Origin of the sequence: Rothia nasimurium, from assembly GCF_042660305.1 — a bacterium.
Classification (GTDB): Bacteria; Actinomycetota; Actinomycetes; order Actinomycetales; family Micrococcaceae; genus Rothia; species Rothia nasimurium.
This window is the reverse complement of sequence record NZ_JBHSTW010000016.1, coordinates 13,231-30,683: the sequence shown is the minus strand read 5'-3', so window position 1 is coordinate 30,683 and position 17,453 is coordinate 13,231. Positions and strand designations below refer to the sequence as shown.

Here is a 17,453-nt window from a genome sequence, read left to right as displayed (position 1 = left end):
TCTAGGGGGTGTTCTTACTTGTAGAGGTCAGGCTTTTCGTTGAGCTTGACGGTCACGGTGGAGCCGATATTTTCTACGGCCTCAATGCCGGCTTCACAGCAGGCGGTGGCAGCATAGCCGTCCCAGGCGGAGGGGCCAACCTGCTCCCCGGCTAGGGCGGCGTCGATCCAGGCCTGGACCTCACGGTCGTATGAGTCCTGGAAGCGCTCAACGAAGCCCTCGGTGATTTGGTCGATTCCGGCGGTGAGGTGGTCTTTCTCGGTGATCGCCCGGGTGGTGACCTGGTAGCCGTAGTTTGAGACAACGTGGGTGTTGACGGTTACGAGAACTCCCGAAGTGGTTTCCATGAGAACCAGGGCGGGGTCCTTGAGCTCAGGGTTGAGGACGTCTGCTGACTTCTTACCTGCGCGAACCTGGACGGTGGAGACCTCTTCGTTGGTGAAGTAGCGGACGGCATCAAACTCATGGACTACAGTGTCGTCGATGAGGTTGCGACCGGTGTACCAGTCGGGGACATCGGGGTTGACGTGTTCCAGGTTGAGCTGGAGAAGTTCACCGTATTCACCGGTGTCCAGCTTAGTCTTGATGTCCTGGTACCCTGCATCGAAACGGCGGTTGAAGCCTACCTGGACCAGCTTCTTGCCGGCCTTGACTTCGGCTTCAACAACTCGCCAGGCAGACCCCGAATCGGTAGTGAGGGGCTTTTCACAGAGGATGGGAAGCCCACGTTCGATAGCGGGAATCAGGACAGCTTCGTGGAGGAAACCGGGTGTTGCAATTAGGACGGCGTCAACGGTATCGGAGTCCAGAGCCTCAAGGAAATTAGTGTAGACCTTGGCGCCTTCGATACCTTCGATAGCCTGGGTTGCTGCTTCTTCATTGATGTCGATGACGGCGGTGAGGCGGGCCTTCTTCATGCGGTCGCGAATGCGGGAGATATGATCTGATCCCATGCGACCAGCGCCGACGACGGCGATACGGAGTTCTGCGCTCATGAGTGTCCTTTGTTGGTAGCCACCACATTACCTGTGATGGGCATAACTGTTGTTGCTCTTAAAGAGTGTCCTACGATACTTAGTCCTGTCAATTGTTTGTAAGAACAAAATCAATAATTGACCTGGTCTACCCATATTGTATATATGACCTAACAAAGCTATAGTGGTGTGTAGCACAGAACAATCCCAGGGGTGACCTGCAGAGTTTGCACAAACCCTTCCATAGATATTTACGGAGAACACGGTGAAAATTGCGTTGGATCCCACCCCCTTCCACCACTCCCACAGCCTGCTGGAGTTCCCTCGTCTCGCCAAAGACCTGGGATACGACTACCTGCAGATGACACCCCACGCCGACTTCATTCCCTTCTTCAACCACCCCAAAGCCGACGACGAGCTCGTTCGCCAACTGGCTCAAGCCTGTAAAGACGCCGAAGTAGAAATTGCCTCCCTCCTGCCCGTCCTCCGCTGGTCCTCCCCAGACCCCGACGCCCGAGAAGCCGCCGTACGCTACTGGAAGCGCGTCCTCCGCATCGCCGTTGACCTCGGCGTCCAGCAAATAGGAACCGAATTCTCCGGCCGCCCAGAGCTCGCCGAAGAATCAGAACGAGCCTTCTACCGCTCCATGGAAGAACTCCTCCCCATCATCGAACGAGAGGACCTACACGTCGCTATCGACCCCCACCCCGACGACTTTGTCGAAGAAGGCCTCGCCGCCTGGCGGGTCATCCGAGGGGTCAACTCCAAAAACCTGGGCATGGTCTACGTAGCCCCCCACACCTTCCACATGAAGGACGCCCCCCTCGACATCATGCGTGCAGCAGGAGACCGAATCCGAATCGTTCACGTTGCAGATACCATGGATCACCACCGCTCCCACGGCCTCCGCTACATCACCAATCCCCCGGGCAACCCCGTCCGCGTCCACCAGCACCTCAAAATCGGCGATGGAGACGTCAACTGGCAAGAATTCTTCTCCGGCCTACAAGAAATCGGATTCCTCGATAACCCCGATACAGTGATGGCCTCATCGGTCTTCGCAGAAAACGAAAACGCCCACGAAGTATCCACATACCAACTAACCACCATGAAAAACATGGTCCAAGAGGCTCGTAAGGCATAGTTATTCAACGAAGATAACTTTTGAATAGAAAGATCATAAAAACATGAGTCATGCAGTTTCTGCCAGCGAGAGCAATCTGCCCCCGCTCACCAAAGGACCCCACACCCGCCGACTGGGTCAAGTAGCCACCGTCGCCACCCTCGGCGGCCTCCTCTTCGGGTACGACACCGGCGTGATCAACGGCGCAATCGACCCCATGACCGCAGAGCTCGGGCTAGAAGCATCAGGCATCGGCCTCGTCACCGCAACCCTGCTGGTCGGCGCTGCCCTGGGCGCAATCTCCATTGGCTACCTGTCAGACGCAATTGGCCGTCGCAAGACCATCCTCCTGCTAGCTACCATCTTCTTCCTCGGTGCAGTTTTATGTGCAGTTGCACCTAACTTAGGCATCCTCCTGGTTGGTCGTGTTCTCCTGGGCCTCGGTGTCGGCGGCGCATCCACCGTCGTCCCCGTTTTCCTCGCCGAACTCGCCCCCTACGAAATCCGCGGATCCCTCTCAGGCCGAAACGAAATGATGATTGTTGTCGGCCAGCTAGCTGCCTTCGTCGTCAATGCAATCCTGGGCACCACCATGGGCCACCTCGACCACGTCTGGCGAATCATGCTAGCCGTATGTGCCCTACCTGCAGTCTTCCTCTTTATCGGCATGCTCCGCATGCCCGAATCTCCCCGCTGGCTACTCTCCAAGGGACGCAAGGAAGAAGCTATCGCCGTCCTCAAAACAATCCGCTCCGAGGACCGCGCCCTTGCCGAAGCCCGCGAAGTAGAGAAGTCCCTCGAACGAGACTCCAGCATGGTCACCCCCTCCTTGGGCTCCATGATCAAAGACAAGTGGATCTTCCGCATTCTGCTCGTCGGTATCGCCCTGGCTGTATTCCAGCAATTCACCGGTATTAACTCCATCATGTACTACGGAACCATCGTCCTGCAGGACGCCGGTTTCTCTCATCAAGCAGCTCTCATCGCTAACGTAGCTCCCGGTGTAATCGCCGTCCTCGGTGCCTTCGTAGCCCTCTGGATGATGGAAAAAATTAACCGCCGCACCACCGTCATCACCGGCTACTCCCTAGTCACCCTCCTCCACCTCCTCATTGGTCTGGCCTCCCTCGCCATTCCCGCAGACTCCGCAGTCCGCCCCTGGATTCTGCTTATCCTCATTGTCGGCTTCGTCGGCTCCATGCAGACCTTCCTTAACGTCTCCACCTGGGTGCTGCTCTCTGAAATCTTCCCCCAGCAGATTCGCGCCTTCGGTATGGGCACCGCAGTATTCTGCATGTGGATCGCCAACGCAGCTATCTCCTTCACCTTCCCCATCGTCCTTGAGGCTGTTGGCCTGAACACCACCTTCTTCGGCTTCGCCGCCATCAACGCCGCAGCCGTCCTCGTGATGGTCAAGTTCCTGCCTGAAACCCGCGGAAAGTCTCTGGAAGAAGTAGAGGTCGGAGTAACAACCGGCGCTATCTACATCGTCCAGCCCAAGGACATCAAGCGCTAAAACCCCCGAAGCGCAGGCCGCCCACCAGAAATCTGGCGGGCGGCCTTTCTTTAACCGAGAAGAAGATAGAGAGCTCCACACAAGGTCGTCACACCGACAAGCCGATCAAATACGGCCTGACTAATTATTCCTGCCAGAAACCTACCCAAAAAGGCACCAATTACCACAGCAGGAGCAAGAAAAGAAGCCACAGCTAAGGAATCAGGAGTAATGATCCCCAGCCCCAGGGAAAAAGGGAGCTTACAGAGGTTAACCACGGCAAAGAACCAGGCAGCCGTTCCCAAAAAAGCCTTCACATCAAACCGCGCAGCGAGAAAATACATACTCATCATGGGGCCACCAGCGTTAGCGACCGTCGTCGTGAAGCCAGCAAGAGCCCCGTACCCTAGACGACGGGCCCGTGCCCCTCTCTGAGAGCTGACGGCTCCAGCCCTCTGCTGGGTATGCCGCTGCCAGAAAGTCACACCGAGAGCCGCAAGAAGAATCACCCCAATCAGCTGTTTAACCCCGCTATCTGTTGCCTGAGCCAGGAAGAGAACCCCGGCCAGAAGACCAACCAAAACGGCAGGAATCATACCGAGTAGGGTGGGCCAATGGGCGTGCTTGCGGTACATAGCTAGAGCGAAAACGTCACCCACCATAAACAAGAGAAGGACGATTCCGGTTGACGCCTTAGCCGGGAGCAAGGCTGCCACAAGGGCCACAGAAACAGTATTAATTCCTGGGATAGCCGTCTTTGACAGACCGGTAAGAAAGGCTGCTAGCGCGAGAAAAGTCCAGGTAAGAGCTGGGAAATCCATGATGCCCCTTTGTGTGATGTGGCCAGGCAGAAAATAGACGCACCACGCCCAGGATAGGCGAGGTGCGTCCGATGAAAGGAAGGGCTACTGGTCAGCGGTAAAGGGCAGGCGGGGGTCGATATCTTGCCCCTCCCAGGTGCTCCGGACCCAGCCGTGGTGGGGGTCGTCGCTGATGAGCCAGTCACGGACAGGGCCGGGGCCTGCCATGACATTCAGGTAGTAGAGATCGTAGCCGGGCGCTGCCATGGCCGGACCGTGCCAACCGTAGGGAACCAAGATAACGTCGCCAGTACGGACCTCCTCATTGACATCAATGGGGCGGTCATCTGAGGCATAAACCCTCTGGTAGCCAATCGCATCAGTTGCTTCAGCCGGAGCGCCGGGGGCGGGTCGAGTTTCGAAGTAGTAGATTTCCTCGAGGGCCGTTTCGCCGTCCTTTTCCTCATCGTGCTTGTGGGGAGGGTAGGAAGACCAGTTGCCTCCAGGAGTGATCACTTCGCAGACAATAATCCGGTCTGCTTCGAGAGACGCCGGGGTGCCAAAGTTATGTACCTGACGGGAGCTGGTGCCGGCGCCCCGGAGTTCAACGGGAATTTCGTCCTTGGTGATGTAGCGCGTGGGATAGTCCTTGTTAGCCGGTCCAGACGCAACTGCGACCCTCACCCCGGGGGCTGCAGTTAAGGTGACTTCGGCGTTCACACCGGTGTAGAGGACGTCGGCGGGGCCGTGAAAAACGCTGGGGCGCCCGGAGAGGTGGTAGGTGTGACCCTTGACGGTTACGGTGACATCACCGGTCAGGGGGACGATGATTCGTTCTTCGTGGGTGGCCTCTAGGGTAAGGGGCGCATCGGTGAAGGTTGCGGTTTTAACGCCGGTATGCTTCCAGCCGTCGACGGTAGTGGATGAGTCGGAGGCTCCGAGGGAAACGTCCCAGGGGCCGTCCTGGGCAGTGCCGGCAGGGTAGAACCAGTTGGTCATTTTGCTTTCCTTCCTTACTGGGAGAGGGTCATCTCAAAGGTGTAGAGGTCTGCACGGTAAACGTGGGAACCCGTTTCAATGCGCGTTCCGACGTCGTTCATGATGGTGCGCTTCATGGTGACGAGGGCAGCGCCGGGGGTGGTTTCAAGGTGCTCCGCTTGTTCGGCAGTGGCGACGGTTGCGCCAACTTTTTGGTGGCCGACGCTGAATGTTGCGCCTAGGCTTCTCATCGTTTCGTAGAGACCGTTCTCTTCAAGCATGGCGGGGGTGATGTCGCCGATGGATGTGGGTACCCAGTTTTCCATGAGGGCGAGGGGGGTCTTGTTCTCATAGCGGATACGGCGGATGTAGTAGACCCTGGCCTTATCATCTAGCCCTAGCTCTTCTGCGATGAAGGGGGGAGGGACGATGGTATCAAAGGTGAGGACGCGGGTGCTGGGGTCGATGCCGCTACGGGCTAGGTCGTCGTAGAGGGAGCTGAGGGAGAGAGGGCGTCTGATCTCGTTGGAGACGACCTGGGTGCCTACTCCGCGTTTACGGACGAGCAGGCCAGACCGGACGAGTTCGTCCATGGCCTTGCGGACGGTTGGGCGAGAGAGGTGGAGGGTTTTGGCGATATCTAACTCATTGGGAAGCATCGACCCAGCACTGAGGGTGCCTTCGGAAATAGCGTTGCGGATACCCGTAATGAGCTGGTGATAGAGGGGGACCGGGGAGCTGCGGTCGATGCTTATGGGGGGTAGGAGCGTCATGGTTCGAGTCTTCTCGATAATGTTACTTTGTAATTACAAAATCAGATTACAGGATTTTCACGGAATATTCGCATGGATGAAGGAGTTCTTTTCTGGAAATTTTTCGTAATGATTGAACTTTGTAAGGACAAAGTGTAGGGTGGGTATGGCTACAGAAAGGAATGGCTATGCCCCTTGTTCGAATCGACCTCAATGAATCTCATACCCCCGAGCGTGCTCGTACTATTGCGGATGCTGTTCATGAAGCTATTGTTGAGGTCTACGGCATCCCTGTCCGTGACCGTTTCCAGATCATCAATCGTCATCAGCCCGGAGAAATCATTGCTGAAGATGCTGGTCTGGGGTTTGATCGTAGTGAGGGCGTAGTTGTGATTCAGATTTTCACCCAAGAAGGTCGCTCCTCAGAGGCTAAGCAGGAACTTTATGCTCGTATAGCGGAGAAGTTGGGGCAGGTGGGAATTGCTGGTGAAGATGTGTTCATTGGTTATGTTGAGAACACATTTTACGATTGGTCCTTCGGCTTCGGTGTCGCCCAATATGTTACCGGGGAACTGGGGGTGCCCAAGGCCTAGTGTCTCACTATGTTGCCTCTGAGTGGAGGAGAAGGCGAGCCGATCGGCTTGCTTTCTCTCGTTAAAAGTCGTTTGCTCTAGTCAAATCTCTTACCCTTGGGGTTGCTGGGTAGGGCTGAGAGCGCGAAGGTTACGAGGGAACCTATAAAAGGGAATGCATGAATCCACATCCAATGACCTGACAAATTAGCATCATGGAGGCGTCGAACCGAAAGCGACAGCGTAGGCACGCCGAGTGCTACAAGCGCCGGAGCACTAAAAGCCAAGGAAGTCATCTCAGCTCTGTTAAAACGTTGTTTACGCGCTGCCTGTTCTTCTTGTGTCTCGGGCATGCCTGGAGCCGGTCGATCAGGGAAGGGCCAGAAGGCATCCTTATTGTGAGGTCCTGTATAGGAACCAGGGTTTCGGGATCGGTCGTAACGTCGTGCCGCAATATCGCATGCCATCAGCACACTCAAGGCAAGCATATTGGGCCACCAGAACTCACTACGAGATGCCCGCCCCGAGTAGGTGAAGGTCTTGGCGAACATGCGACGTGTTGCTAGAAGGGGGCTTGCTCCTGGAATAGGCTCAGGGGAAGAGAAAAGAGGAGTAGTCACGGAAAACCTCCTTGTTAGTCCGTTTACCATATTCTACAGAGGAAACGTGAGGGGCCAGCTTTCATTGGCGCGTCTGTGGATAACCCCTGTAATGCTCGGTCATAAATCCGCCGGGCACCCCGGAGTTATCCACAGATTTTTAAAAGACCTAGTGGGAACATGAATTTTTGCCCATACTGGTGCCATGAACAACACCTTTCAGCACCCCGAGCGTCCGCCGCGCCCGCTACCTACCGCCCCGCCTTATCCGGCCCACCCCGGTCAGCCCAACGCATACCCGCCCCCGGGTACCGGGCAACATGTAGGCGCTGGCCAGCACCCAGCTGCCCATTACCCTCCAGCGGTTCGCCCGCCGGAACAAGCAAACAAGCTCAACCCCTACGGCACGATCTCCCTAGTCATGATGCTACTCATGACCTGCATAGGGCTCGCCAACTTCATCTTCTTTGACTGGGAACTCAGCATAGCCCTGCCCACAGGGTTTACCTGGCTTGGCGCCATGGGGCTGGCAATAGGGGCCCTCTTCGTGAGAGGCCGAGAGAAAATAACCGCGATTTTTGCCCTGATTTTGGGGGTGTTGATTATCGTTGCTGCCCCGTTGTTCTTCATTCTCGCCATAACCTTCATCATGTGGGTGGGAGGAGGCTTCGCCTAGAGGATGAGGCTATAAGCCTACCCCTCATACCCCAGTATGATTTGTTGTTTTCTGGTCAGCAAGCGGGTGTTATCTGGGCAGGTTAGCGCTTACACTAAAAAGAGAACTGCACCACATTTATCTCCGCTAGTGAAGGGCCAGCACCATGAGCACAACCCCCACACCCCCGTTCCCTGCCCCGGAAGCCGCTGACCGGCGTCCGCCCGCCACAAAGAAAAAGAGCACCCTCACCAAGGTGCTGGTCGGCCTGGCCCTAGGCGTTATCGCCCTCATTGCCATCGGGGCGCTCCTGGTCAGCAGTATCTTTAATGGCGGTAAGAACAACCAGAGCTCCATTCCCTCTAGCGACTACCTGATTCTGAGCGATGACGGCGTCAGCAACAAAGTGCGCGTCAATGGCACCATCGCGCCGGGGGAGGTGCGCTCCATTACCACCCACCTCACTAGCCCCATCAGCTCCCTTGAAGTAGAAGCTGGTGATCGGGTCGAGCTTGGCCAAACCCTAGCGAGTATTGATACCTCCAAACTACAGGGAGATCTCGATGCCCAGCGCACCCAGCTAGAGGGCGCGGTAGCCAGCGCTCAGAGCGCCCTCAATACGGCACAGACCGCCTATAACCAGTACGCTGCCGGTATCACCAACGCAACTAACCCTGAGATTTTAGCTGCCTTAGCAGCCCAGCGTTCAGCCAATGAGCAGCTTGCCCTGGCAGATAGCGAACTTAGGGCCAAGTACCGGCTCCGTGATCAGGCCCTTGCCGCTGGCGAAGACACCACCGCGCTCAATACCGAGATTACCGCCGCAGAATCTGCCCTGCGCCTGGCCCAGGGGGCTAAGACGGACGCCGATACCGGCGTCACCACCGCCCGCACTAACGCCAACACCCAGCTGGCCACCCTAGAAACCGAGCTCAACAGCGCTCGTAGTGCCCTAAGCAGTGCAGAAACTACCCGTGACCAGACCCTTGGGCTCCTGCAAGGCGATCTGACCTCAGCCACCCTCACCTCACCCATCAATGGCGTGGTCATGAGCGTTGCCAAACCCGGTGCCCCGGCAACCGGCCCTATCGTCACCATTGGGGACGACTCCAAACTAACCATTACCACCAGCGTCCGAGAGGCTGACGTTGCCAGCATTAAGGAAGGCAACCGCGTCACCTTCACCGCCGGTGCCACCGGAACCAAAGAATATACAGGCACCGTTACTTCGGTAGCTTCCATTGCGGATTCTGCCCAGCAGACCGGCTCTGAAGCCGCCGCAGCTTCCACAACCACTGGCAGTTCCCCCACCTTTACCGTTACCATCGAAGTCACCGGTGACCGCGAAGGCCTTTACTTGGGTTCATCGGTTAAAGCCAGCATTATCACCTCTGAAGAGGAAAACTCCTTGGCAGTGCCCAGCGACGCGGTCTACACTAACGACCTCGGTAATAAGAGTGTCGTGGTAGCGGTCGCCAATGACGATGGCTCCTTCACCCTTGAGGAGCGTTCCGTTGAAACCGGCCTGGCTAACGAGTTTGACATTGCTATCACCGGTGGCGATGTAACTGCTGGCGATATGGTGCTGGCCTACGGTGAGATTTACCGCCACCGTGTTGGCGAGACTGTCACCCTGGCCGCCGGCACCAGCTTTGGGGGCTAAACCATGAGCACTCTGCTTGATATGAGAGGCATCGTCAAAACCTTCAACCTGGGAAAACCTAGCGCCATCACGGTGCTGCCCGGCATTGATTTTCACGTTAATCGCGGTGAGTTTGTATCGGTGGTGGGGCAGTCTGGCTCGGGTAAGACCACCCTGATGAACATCATTGGTTTGCTTGATCGAGCTACCTACGGGCACTACACCTTCGCGGGCGAGAATATCCCCTCACTCAGTGACGATGCGCTGGCCTACTACCGTAGCCAGAACATCGGGTTCATCTTTCAGAGTTTCAACCTGGTGGGCCGTATTTCTGCCCTCAAGAACGTGGAAATGCCCATGATGTACGCCGGTATGGCCCCCCGTGACCGTCGCGAACGTGCCACCTACCTGCTGGAGCAGGTGGGTATGGCCGACCGTATGGATCACAGCCCTGCGGCCCTGTCGGGCGGCCAGAAGCAGCGCGTCGCTATCGCCCGCGCCCTGGCCAATGATCCACCCCTACTCCTGGCCGATGAACCTACCGGTGCCCTGGACTCCCAGACTGGGCGCATGGTCATGGATCTTTTTCACCAGCTCAACCAGGAGCAGGGCAAGACCATCGTGTTCATTACCCATAACCCCGAACTGGCGGCCGAGACCCACCGCATTGTCACCATGGTCGATGGTCGGATTACAGAGGAGGTCTCGCAATGAACGTGTCTGAATCGATCTCCCTGGCCCTAGGGAGCCTACGCAATAACAAGATGCGCTCCTTCCTCACCTTGCTTGGCATCATCGTGGGTATTGCTTCGGTCATTACGATTCTGACCCTGGGACACTCGCTCAAGACCCAGGCTTCTAGGTCGATTGTCAGCTCCGGCGCTAATGACCTGATGGTGAACGTGGTACAACGCCCCACCGAGGAGCAGAAGGAGGCGGGCCTGACCTCAGGTCCCAGGGCTATGGGTATGCCTGGCGGGGAAGGGAGCGAGCCCTCAGCGGAATCCAAGTTTGATGAGGAAGACATCACTCGTCTCAAGGAAGCCCTGGGCGATAACATCGCAGGCATTCCTATCGGGTCAAACTCCTACTTTGGTGTGAACCTGGTCGCCGGTGAGAACGAGGCACCCTACACTAACGTCCAGTTCGTCAATATGGACTACCTAGAACTTAACCCGGTCACCCTGGTGGCGGGGCGTTCCCTGACCCAGGCGGACATAGACACCAAGCGGCCCGTTGCCCTGCTCTCAACGGATCAGGTAGGTCCGCTTTTTGGCAACCCCCAGGAAGCAGTAGGAAGTGAAATTGACCTGCAGGCCGGGGCTATCTCACGCACGGTTCTGGTAGTGGGGGTGTACCAGACTGCACCTCTCGGGAGCGGAATTTTTTCCTTCACCGGCCCAGGTTCGATGTACATGCCAATTTCTGCGGCGGCTGATGTGGACTCCTATAACAGTGACGGTTGGGTCAGCATTACCGTGCGCCCGGCAGAGGGTAAGGACCTGGGGCAGGTTAAGGCCCTGCTCCAGGCTCACCTGACCAGCATGTACCGTAGTGACGACCAGTTTATGGCTGAAATTCAGGACTTCTCTGCCAGGACTCAGTCCTTCAACGCGGTGCTAGACGGCATCAGCGCAGCTATCTCGGCCATTGCCGGTATCTCGCTGCTGGTAGGTGGCATTGGTGTTATGAACATTATGCTTGTGACCGTCACCGAACGGACCCGCGAAATCGGTATCCGCAAGGCCCTGGGGGCAACGCGGGGGGCAGTCCGCCTACAGTTCGTGGTTGAGGCTATGATGGTTTGCCTGGTCGGCGGTATCCTCGGTGTTCTCATCGGTGGTGGCTTGGGCATGCTGGGGTCCAATATGCTGGGCACCTTCGTCTTCCCACCGCTCAGTGCCGTGCTCCTAGCCCTGGGCTTCTCCCTGGCGATTGGCCTCTTCTTCGGCTACTACCCGGCTAATAAGGCAGCTAAGCTTGACCCCATCGATGCCTTGCGCTACGAGTAGCCCGCCTGCCTAGCCTTTACCCGGTAAGCGGATAAAAATCGAGGACGCCGCCCCGCACCTTTCTGCCAATTGGTAGGGGGTGGGGGCGACGTCCTTATCTCTTTGCGCTAGCTACGCCTAGAGCAGGGTCTCACCAATCTTCAGGTGCACCACCGAGGGCCCGGGAGTGGCCAGGGCCTGCTGGACAGTCTCGGCCAGGGTCTCCATGGTGGCTGAGAAGCCGGTAGCGCCGAAGCCCTCGGCTAGCTTGACCCAGTCGGGCTGTACCAGGTCCACGGCCACAGGGGCGATGCCGCGGTCGCGTTCGTTCTGGCGGATCTCGCCGTAGCCGCCGTTCTCCACGCAGATAATGGGTAGGTCAAGCTGCTGTTCAACAGCGGTCATGAGCTCCTGGATGGCGAACATGAGGGCGCCGTCGCCCAGCAGACAGACCACCGGACGTTCGGGCGCGGCTACCTTGGCACCGATAGCGGCAGGCAGGCCGTAGCCCAGGGTGGCGTAGGTTGCCATGTAGAGCAGGGAGTTGGGGCGGGCGGCCCGGTAGAAGGTGGTGGTGCCCATGTAGGTGACCTGGGAGGAATCACCGGCGATGATCGTGTCCTCGGGCAGGATCTCCATAATCTTCTCATTGAGCTCGGCCAGTTCGGGGGCGATAGCGCGGCCTTCGTTGTCGAGGGCATCGAAGATGTCTTGCAGGTCGCGGGGCTCGCGGGAGCCGGGGGCCAGACCAAGCTCGGCCAGCGCGTCCAGAAGCTGGGGAATGACGGCTTTGGAGTTGCCGGGTAGCTCAATGTCGGGGGTGATATTGGTCAGCATCTGGTCGCGGGTGATGTCAATGCGAATGACGGGGCCAGCGGGGCGGATGTCGCCGTCCCAAAGCTCGGCTTCACCAATCTTGGAGCCGATGATGAGCATGGCATCAGCCTCACGGCAGAAGGCGTGGGCGGCGCTCAGCCGCAGGTCAGCGCCCAGGGAGAGGCGGTGCTTTTCGGGGATGGCGCCCTTGCCGTTGACCGAGGTGATGACGGGCGCTTCGAGAGTTTCAGCCAGGCGGAGTAGGTCTGCTGCTGCCCCGATAGAGCCGCCACCTGCGACGATGATGGGCTTCTTGGACTCTGCTAGCATGCGGGCTGCCTCGCGCACGTCGTCAGCCGGGGCGGGCTGGGGCTTGCCCAGGGGGCGGGCCTGCAAGATAGCGGGGTCGAGTTCGACGTCGCGTTCGAGTACGTCGAGGGGCACCTCAATGTGGATGGGGCGCGGACGGTTGTGGGCGAAAGAGCGGAAGGCGTTGTGGACGATGTCCACGGCTTCTTCGGCGGAGTTGACGCGGCGGGAGAACTCGACGATGGAGTTGACGGCACCGGTGGGGTTCTTGGTCTCGTGCAGGGCGCCGATGTCGCGGAATTCGTGCCCCACGGGGCGGCCGGGCGACAGGATAATCATGGGGCGCGACTCGGCGTAGGCGGTGGCAGCACCCGAGAGCGAGTTGAGTAGACCGGGGCCCGAGGTGGTGATGACGACGCCGGGTAGCCCGCGGGTCAGCGACCAGCCATCTGCCCCGTAGGAGGCACCCTGCTCGTGGCGGGTGGTTACGGGGTGGATGTCGAGTTCTTCAAGGTGGCGGTAGAACTCCAGGTTATGGGTACCGGGGATACCAAAAACGGTGTCGATGCCGTAGTTGCGCAGGGTTGCCAGAATGGCGTAGCCGGCGTTGCGGCGGGGCTCGGTGGTTTCACCGGAACGATCGGGAAGTGATGGGTGAGTCATGGTGGCCTTTCGTGGGCGCGGGGTGCGGGCTTCCGCTTTAGCATACGGGGTCAATGCATAGATATGCGGGATTTTCGCACCTGAAATGTTATGCGAAGCACAGTATGTTTATGAGTGGACACCCCTGGCGGCTTGGCTGGGTGCTCCGGTGGGGGCAGGCACCTGTCTGAGGGGGCTGTGTAATAGAGTGACGGCCAGACTGGTATTCAGTAGACTGATTAAAGAACTTGCAGTCAATTCCTAGGACACCATGCCCACTCGCCACACCCACCTTCTTACCCTTATAACCCTCTCTGCCCTTGCTCTGGCAGGGTGCTCAAGCACTTCAGGTCAAGAAACCGCCCCTGAAACTGCCAGCCCGCCAGTGGTTGTAAGTAGCCCGGCAACCCCCAGCCCCACAAGCAGCGCTAGCGCGACGGCGTCCTCACTCGCTCCTACCGCATCGACCGCTAGTCCCTCGGCAAGTGCTAGCGCGTCCGCCTCTGTGCAAGCCCAACCGCGGGCTAACGCCCCCAAGAGCGAGGTGCTCGGTGGCGGCGACCATATTTTTGCTCACCGCTACGTGGCGCTCTACGGCAACCCCGGGGGCCCCTCCCTGGGAGTGCTTGGTGAACAGGGACCGGCTGAATCTGTTGCTCGCGTCAAAAACCTTGCCGCTGAATACCAGGTGCACAGCGACGAGAAGGTCATCCCCGCCTTTGAAATCATTGCTACCGTGGCAAGCTCTGCCCCCGGACCTGACGGCGACTACTCCGATGAGGCAACCATAGACAGCTTGCGCCCGCTCATCGACGAAGCCCGTAAGAGCGGGGTTTACGTTATCTTGGACTTCCAGCCGGGTCGCAGCACCTTCACCGAGCAGGTCAAGCAGTATGAGGAGTTGCTCAAGGAACCCCATGTTGGCCTGGGTATCGACCCCGAATGGCGTATCTACCCCGGCCAGGTGCACCTGCAACAAATTGGCACCGTGGATGCCTCAGAAATCAATGAAACCCTGGACTATCTGGCAGCTCTCACCGATAAGCATCGCCTGCCCCAGAAAATGGTGGTGTTGCACCAGTTCACGCACTCCATGATTACTAACCGGGCGGCACTCGATACGAGCCACCCCGAGCTGGCCCTCACCCTGCATGCGGACGGCCACGGCACCCCTGAACTCAAAAACTCAACCTACCAGGAGCTGATTCGCGATCTCGACCCGGCCATTAAGCCCTCCTGGAAGAACTTCTACGATGAGGACACCCCCACCCTGACCCCAGCCCAGACCTATGCCCTCACCCCCAAGCCCTATGTGGTGACCTACCAGTAAATACGGCGGGGTGTGCAGGTTTCTTGGGCTCTGTGCAGGTTTTTCTGTGCACAGAGCCCAGGATGCCTGCACAAGCTGATGCTATGGTTCGGCAGGTATCTCCACTAGCCGGTACCAGCGTCCGCTCGCTCCGGTTTTAGCCCAGGCAGGGAAGAGATGGGGGTCTGAGATATGCCCATCGGCCTCGACCGTGCTGTGCCCCGCTTCACCTAGTTTTTCGAGGGAGCGCCGCAGGCAGGCCTCTAAGAGCAGATCCCCCTGATCAGGGGCTGGGGTGGTTGTCTCTCCGCAGAGTTCAGGCTGGTCACCGGGAAAAACCGCTATGACCGCGTGCACCTGCCCGGCGGCGTCCACCGCGATTGACGAGTAATCGTTGTAGGTCTCGGCGGCATGGCGGGCCAGCACCGGCCGGTGGTCGCCCGATACGGGGTGCCAGCTGGCGTGCGTCCACTCGTAAAAATCGACGTAGGCCTGCTCGAATTCTGGGTAGCTCACGCTGCGTGCAGAGCGGGCGGACGCGTGCTCCCGCAGGTTCTGCGCTGAGCCGGTGGGCACGGCGGCGGGCGGAACCATCTGAAGAGTCTGGGCACCCAGCGAGTCGGCTAAGTGCAGGGTAGGTTCGCCCAGGTAGTCACGCATGAAGAAGGGTAGGGGAGCGGACGCCTGCGCCCGCGCCTGCCGGTAGAGGGCAGTACCTATGCCCTGACGCCGCAGATGGGGCGCCACCGCAAGCTGGAGCTCGTAGCGGGTGTGGTGGGCGCGGGCCGTCCACCAGGCAACAATCCCCACCAGCTGCCCTTCACTATGCGCCAGCAGGCAGCGGGTGTGGTCATCGCGCGTGAAATCCTCAAAATACACGGCTTGCGCCCAGTCGGGTAGTTGCTCCCGGTGGTTGGCCGGGGCGCTGGAGAAGGTCAGGTGCATGCTAGCTATTCAGCCGTTCCTGCCAGGCCATAGGTATAGCCCAGGCCCACACCGCCCACGGTTGAGGCCCCGCCCAGCACTACCGCGCTCATGGTGCCGGTATAGAGGACGGGCCCTAGGCGGCGACCTGCAACACGGAAGTCTTCGGTACTGTTGGCGCGGCGCTTGCCGAGGTACCCGAAGAAAACGAGGGCACCGAGGTAAAGCAGGATAATGGCGAGGTTCATGGGTCGCCTTTCGTGGTGATACGGCTTTAAGGTCGTGATGTAGCATACGCGATGGTTGTCACATATAGAAATTGTTGGTGAGCCTAGGAAGGCGTTTGTAGATTCCCCGCTGACCTCGATACGAGGAATACCTAATAACCGCATAAAAGTGTTGCACGCCAGGGGAATGGCGTGCAACGCTTTTGGGGTTCAGCAGAATACTTTTACTTGTCGAGCACCGTGTAATTGATAGGTGCGTTTTCCCTTAGTTCCTTGTTGGCTTTCTCCACCTTAAGCTGGGTGAGCAGGAGAAGAATGATGAGGTTGACCGCTGCCGGGATCCATAGGTACATGATGTAGAGCATCTGTAGTGCAGATTCTGATTGCTCCGGTGCGTTAGCGACGTAGCCGCTGAAAGCGAGTAGCCAGCCAGCGAGCGCAGTGCCTACACCGCCACCGATCTTGACGCCCAGTGAGGTTGCGGAGAACATGGTTCCATCTACCCTCTTCTTTTTGGAGAGGAAGGTGTATTCCGAGGCTTCAGCGATGAGTGCGTTGATGGTGCCCTGGAGGGGGCTCATTCCGATGGAGGCAATACCGGAGAAGACCAGCATCAAGGGGATATTGCCCATGTAGGCTGCCACGATTACAAGAACGCGGGCAACGAACGCGATGATGTAGCCGATGACGTTGATTTTGTACATGCCTTGGAATTTTTTCACTACGATGGGGGTGAAGAGCAGGCCAATGATGAGGGGGACGTTGATAGCCCAGGCGAAGGGGCCGAGGAGCTTGGCATCACCCAGGATATAGGTCATGAAGTAGATGCCCATGCTCAGTGTAGTGTTGAAAATCTGGTTGAGCAGGAAGACTGCAAGAATCAGGAGGTAGAACTTGTTGCTTCCGAGCAGGCCGAGGGATTCTTTGAAGCTGTACTTCTCGGGAACAGGGTTGTTCTTCTCGTGAATGATGGGGATAGCCTGGGTTTCTTCTTCAAGGACTGATTTGGGGAGCTCCTTGACGGAGAAGACGGAGAGGGTATTGACGGCGAGGCCGATGAGGGCGTAGATGATGGCGATGGTGCGCCAGCCTTCTGCGCCGCCGCCGAACATTTCGACGCCTTGAACGGTGATGCTTTGAATGAGGAGGCTGGTGCCGAACGCAAACATGAAGCGGGTTGAACCCATCTGTACGCGCTCGTTACCGTTCTTGGTGATGAGTGAGGTGAGTGCGGAGTAGGCAATGTTGTTGGCGGTGTAGAACACGCCGTTGAGGAGGGTGTAGGCGATGAAGAACCAGGCGTACTGGGCGAAATCACCGAGTGATGGCGGAATCGCGAAGATGGCGATAATCATTGCGGCGCAGCCGACGTAGCCCCAGAACATCCAGGGGCGTGCTTTACCCATGCGGGTGTTGGTTTTGTCGATCATTGCCCCAAAGAAGAGGTCGGAAACGCCGTCAAAAATCTTGGAGACAAGAATGAGGGTGCCGATAATTCCTGGGTTGAGTCCTACCGTGTCGGTAAGGTAAATCATCACGAATGATGCGAGGAAGGCGTAGACCACGTTGCCGGCAACATCGCCGGAACCGTAACCTACTACGTTGTACCATTTCAGGTATTTTGTTTCTTTCATTGTGTTACCTT

Annotated in this window: 16 protein-coding genes and 1 pseudogene; 8 read left to right on the top strand and 9 right to left on the bottom strand. The window is 58.0% G+C overall.

The genetic code is table 11. The features are described 5' to 3' along the window. Positions 1–14 precede the first annotated feature (14 nt). Positions 15–995, bottom strand: coding sequence for a Gfo/Idh/MocA family protein (locus ACFP6B_RS06695; protein WP_377128465.1), 981 nt, complete (start codon positions 993–995; stop codon positions 15–17). A gap of 244 nt (positions 996–1,239) precedes the next feature. On the opposite strand from ACFP6B_RS06695, the gene ACFP6B_RS06690 reads away from it, so the two are divergent. Continuing rightward, complete coding sequence (locus ACFP6B_RS06690; protein ID WP_377128462.1) at positions 1,240–2,118, top strand: sugar phosphate isomerase/epimerase family protein; 879 nt, start codon at positions 1,240–1,242, stop codon at positions 2,116–2,118. Positions 2,119–2,161: 43 nt separating this feature from the next. Beyond that, the gene (locus tag ACFP6B_RS06685; RefSeq protein WP_377128459.1) at positions 2,162–3,613 is read left to right on the top strand and encodes a sugar porter family MFS transporter; all 1,452 of its coding nucleotides are present in this window, start codon (positions 2,162–2,164) and stop codon (positions 3,611–3,613) included. Positions 3,614–3,663: 50 nt separating this feature from the next. Here ACFP6B_RS06685 and ACFP6B_RS06680 read toward each other — a convergent pair whose 3' ends face one another. The 3 genes from ACFP6B_RS06680 to ACFP6B_RS06670 all read right to left on the bottom strand — a co-directional run bounded on the left by ACFP6B_RS06680 (position 3,664) and on the right by ACFP6B_RS06670 (position 6,143). After that, positions 3,664–4,413 carry a sulfite exporter TauE/SafE family protein gene (locus tag ACFP6B_RS06680; protein ID WP_377128456.1) on the bottom strand — a complete coding sequence of 250 codons (750 nt, stop codon included), beginning with the start codon at positions 4,411–4,413 and terminating at the stop codon, positions 3,664–3,666. 84 nt (positions 4,414–4,497) lie between these two features. Continuing rightward, complete coding sequence (gene iolB / locus ACFP6B_RS06675; protein ID WP_377128453.1) at positions 4,498–5,391, bottom strand: 5-deoxy-glucuronate isomerase; 894 nt, start codon at positions 5,389–5,391, stop codon at positions 4,498–4,500. A 14-nt stretch (positions 5,392–5,405) separates the two neighbouring features. Continuing rightward, positions 5,406–6,143 carry a GntR family transcriptional regulator gene (locus ACFP6B_RS06670; RefSeq protein WP_377128450.1) on the bottom strand — a complete coding sequence of 246 codons (738 nt, stop codon included), beginning with the start codon at positions 6,141–6,143 and terminating at the stop codon, positions 5,406–5,408. A gap of 167 nt (positions 6,144–6,310) precedes the next feature. Between ACFP6B_RS06670 and ACFP6B_RS06665 the strand changes: the two genes are divergently transcribed. Next, complete coding sequence (locus tag ACFP6B_RS06665; RefSeq protein ID WP_377128558.1) at positions 6,311–6,715, top strand: tautomerase family protein; 405 nt, start codon at positions 6,311–6,313, stop codon at positions 6,713–6,715. Between the two features lie 77 nt (positions 6,716–6,792). Here ACFP6B_RS06665 and ACFP6B_RS06660 read toward each other — a convergent pair whose 3' ends face one another. Continuing rightward, on the bottom strand, positions 6,793–7,245 hold the full coding sequence (locus ACFP6B_RS06660; protein ID WP_377128555.1) for a DUF805 domain-containing protein: 453 nt from the start codon (positions 7,243–7,245) through the stop codon (positions 6,793–6,795). Between the two features lie 253 nt (positions 7,246–7,498). Here ACFP6B_RS06660 and ACFP6B_RS06655 point away from each other — a divergent pair, with 253 nt between their 5' ends. From ACFP6B_RS06655 to ACFP6B_RS06640, 4 genes are all read left to right on the top strand, one after another. Beyond that, a complete protein-coding gene (locus ACFP6B_RS06655; RefSeq protein ID WP_377128447.1) occupies positions 7,499–7,969 on the top strand; it encodes a hypothetical protein in 471 nt (156 codons plus the stop codon). Between the two features lie 145 nt (positions 7,970–8,114). Beyond that, on the top strand, positions 8,115–9,611 hold the full coding sequence (locus ACFP6B_RS06650) for an efflux RND transporter periplasmic adaptor subunit (RefSeq protein ID WP_377128444.1): 1,497 nt from the start codon (positions 8,115–8,117) through the stop codon (positions 9,609–9,611). Between the two features lie 3 nt (positions 9,612–9,614). Further along, positions 9,615–10,304 carry an ABC transporter ATP-binding protein gene (locus ACFP6B_RS06645; RefSeq protein WP_377128441.1) on the top strand — a complete coding sequence of 230 codons (690 nt, stop codon included), beginning with the start codon at positions 9,615–9,617 and terminating at the stop codon, positions 10,302–10,304. A gap of 2 nt (positions 10,305–10,306) precedes the next feature. Beyond that, positions 10,307–11,602, top strand: a complete 1,296-nt coding sequence (locus ACFP6B_RS06640) for an ABC transporter permease (protein WP_377128438.1) — start codon at positions 10,307–10,309, stop codon at positions 11,600–11,602. A 117-nt stretch (positions 11,603–11,719) separates the two neighbouring features. Here ACFP6B_RS06640 and ACFP6B_RS06635 read toward each other — a convergent pair whose 3' ends face one another. Then, a complete protein-coding gene (locus ACFP6B_RS06635) occupies positions 11,720–13,369 on the bottom strand; it encodes a thiamine pyrophosphate-binding protein (protein ID WP_377128435.1) in 1,650 nt (549 codons plus the stop codon). Positions 13,370–13,619: 250 nt separating this feature from the next. Here ACFP6B_RS06635 and ACFP6B_RS06630 point away from each other — a divergent pair, with 250 nt between their 5' ends. Beyond that, positions 13,620–14,678 carry an apurinic/apyrimidinic endonuclease family protein gene (locus ACFP6B_RS06630; RefSeq protein WP_377128432.1) on the top strand — a complete coding sequence of 353 codons (1,059 nt, stop codon included), beginning with the start codon at positions 13,620–13,622 and terminating at the stop codon, positions 14,676–14,678. 81 nt (positions 14,679–14,759) lie between these two features. Here the strand turns inward: ACFP6B_RS06630 and ACFP6B_RS06625 are convergent, their stop codons facing one another. The 3 genes and pseudogenes from ACFP6B_RS06625 to ACFP6B_RS06615 form a co-directional block, all read right to left on the bottom strand. Then, positions 14,760–15,602 carry a GNAT family N-acetyltransferase gene (locus ACFP6B_RS06625; RefSeq protein ID WP_377128429.1) on the bottom strand — a complete coding sequence of 281 codons (843 nt, stop codon included), beginning with the start codon at positions 15,600–15,602 and terminating at the stop codon, positions 14,760–14,762. A gap of 17 nt (positions 15,603–15,619) precedes the next feature. Further along, positions 15,620–15,829, bottom strand: a pseudogene (locus ACFP6B_RS06620) (sodium:solute symporter); the annotation flags it as partial. Positions 15,830–16,032: 203 nt separating this feature from the next. Then, positions 16,033–17,442, bottom strand: coding sequence for an MFS transporter (locus tag ACFP6B_RS06615; protein ID WP_377128426.1), 1,410 nt, complete (start codon positions 17,440–17,442; stop codon positions 16,033–16,035). Positions 17,443–17,453: the final 11 nt, after the last annotated feature.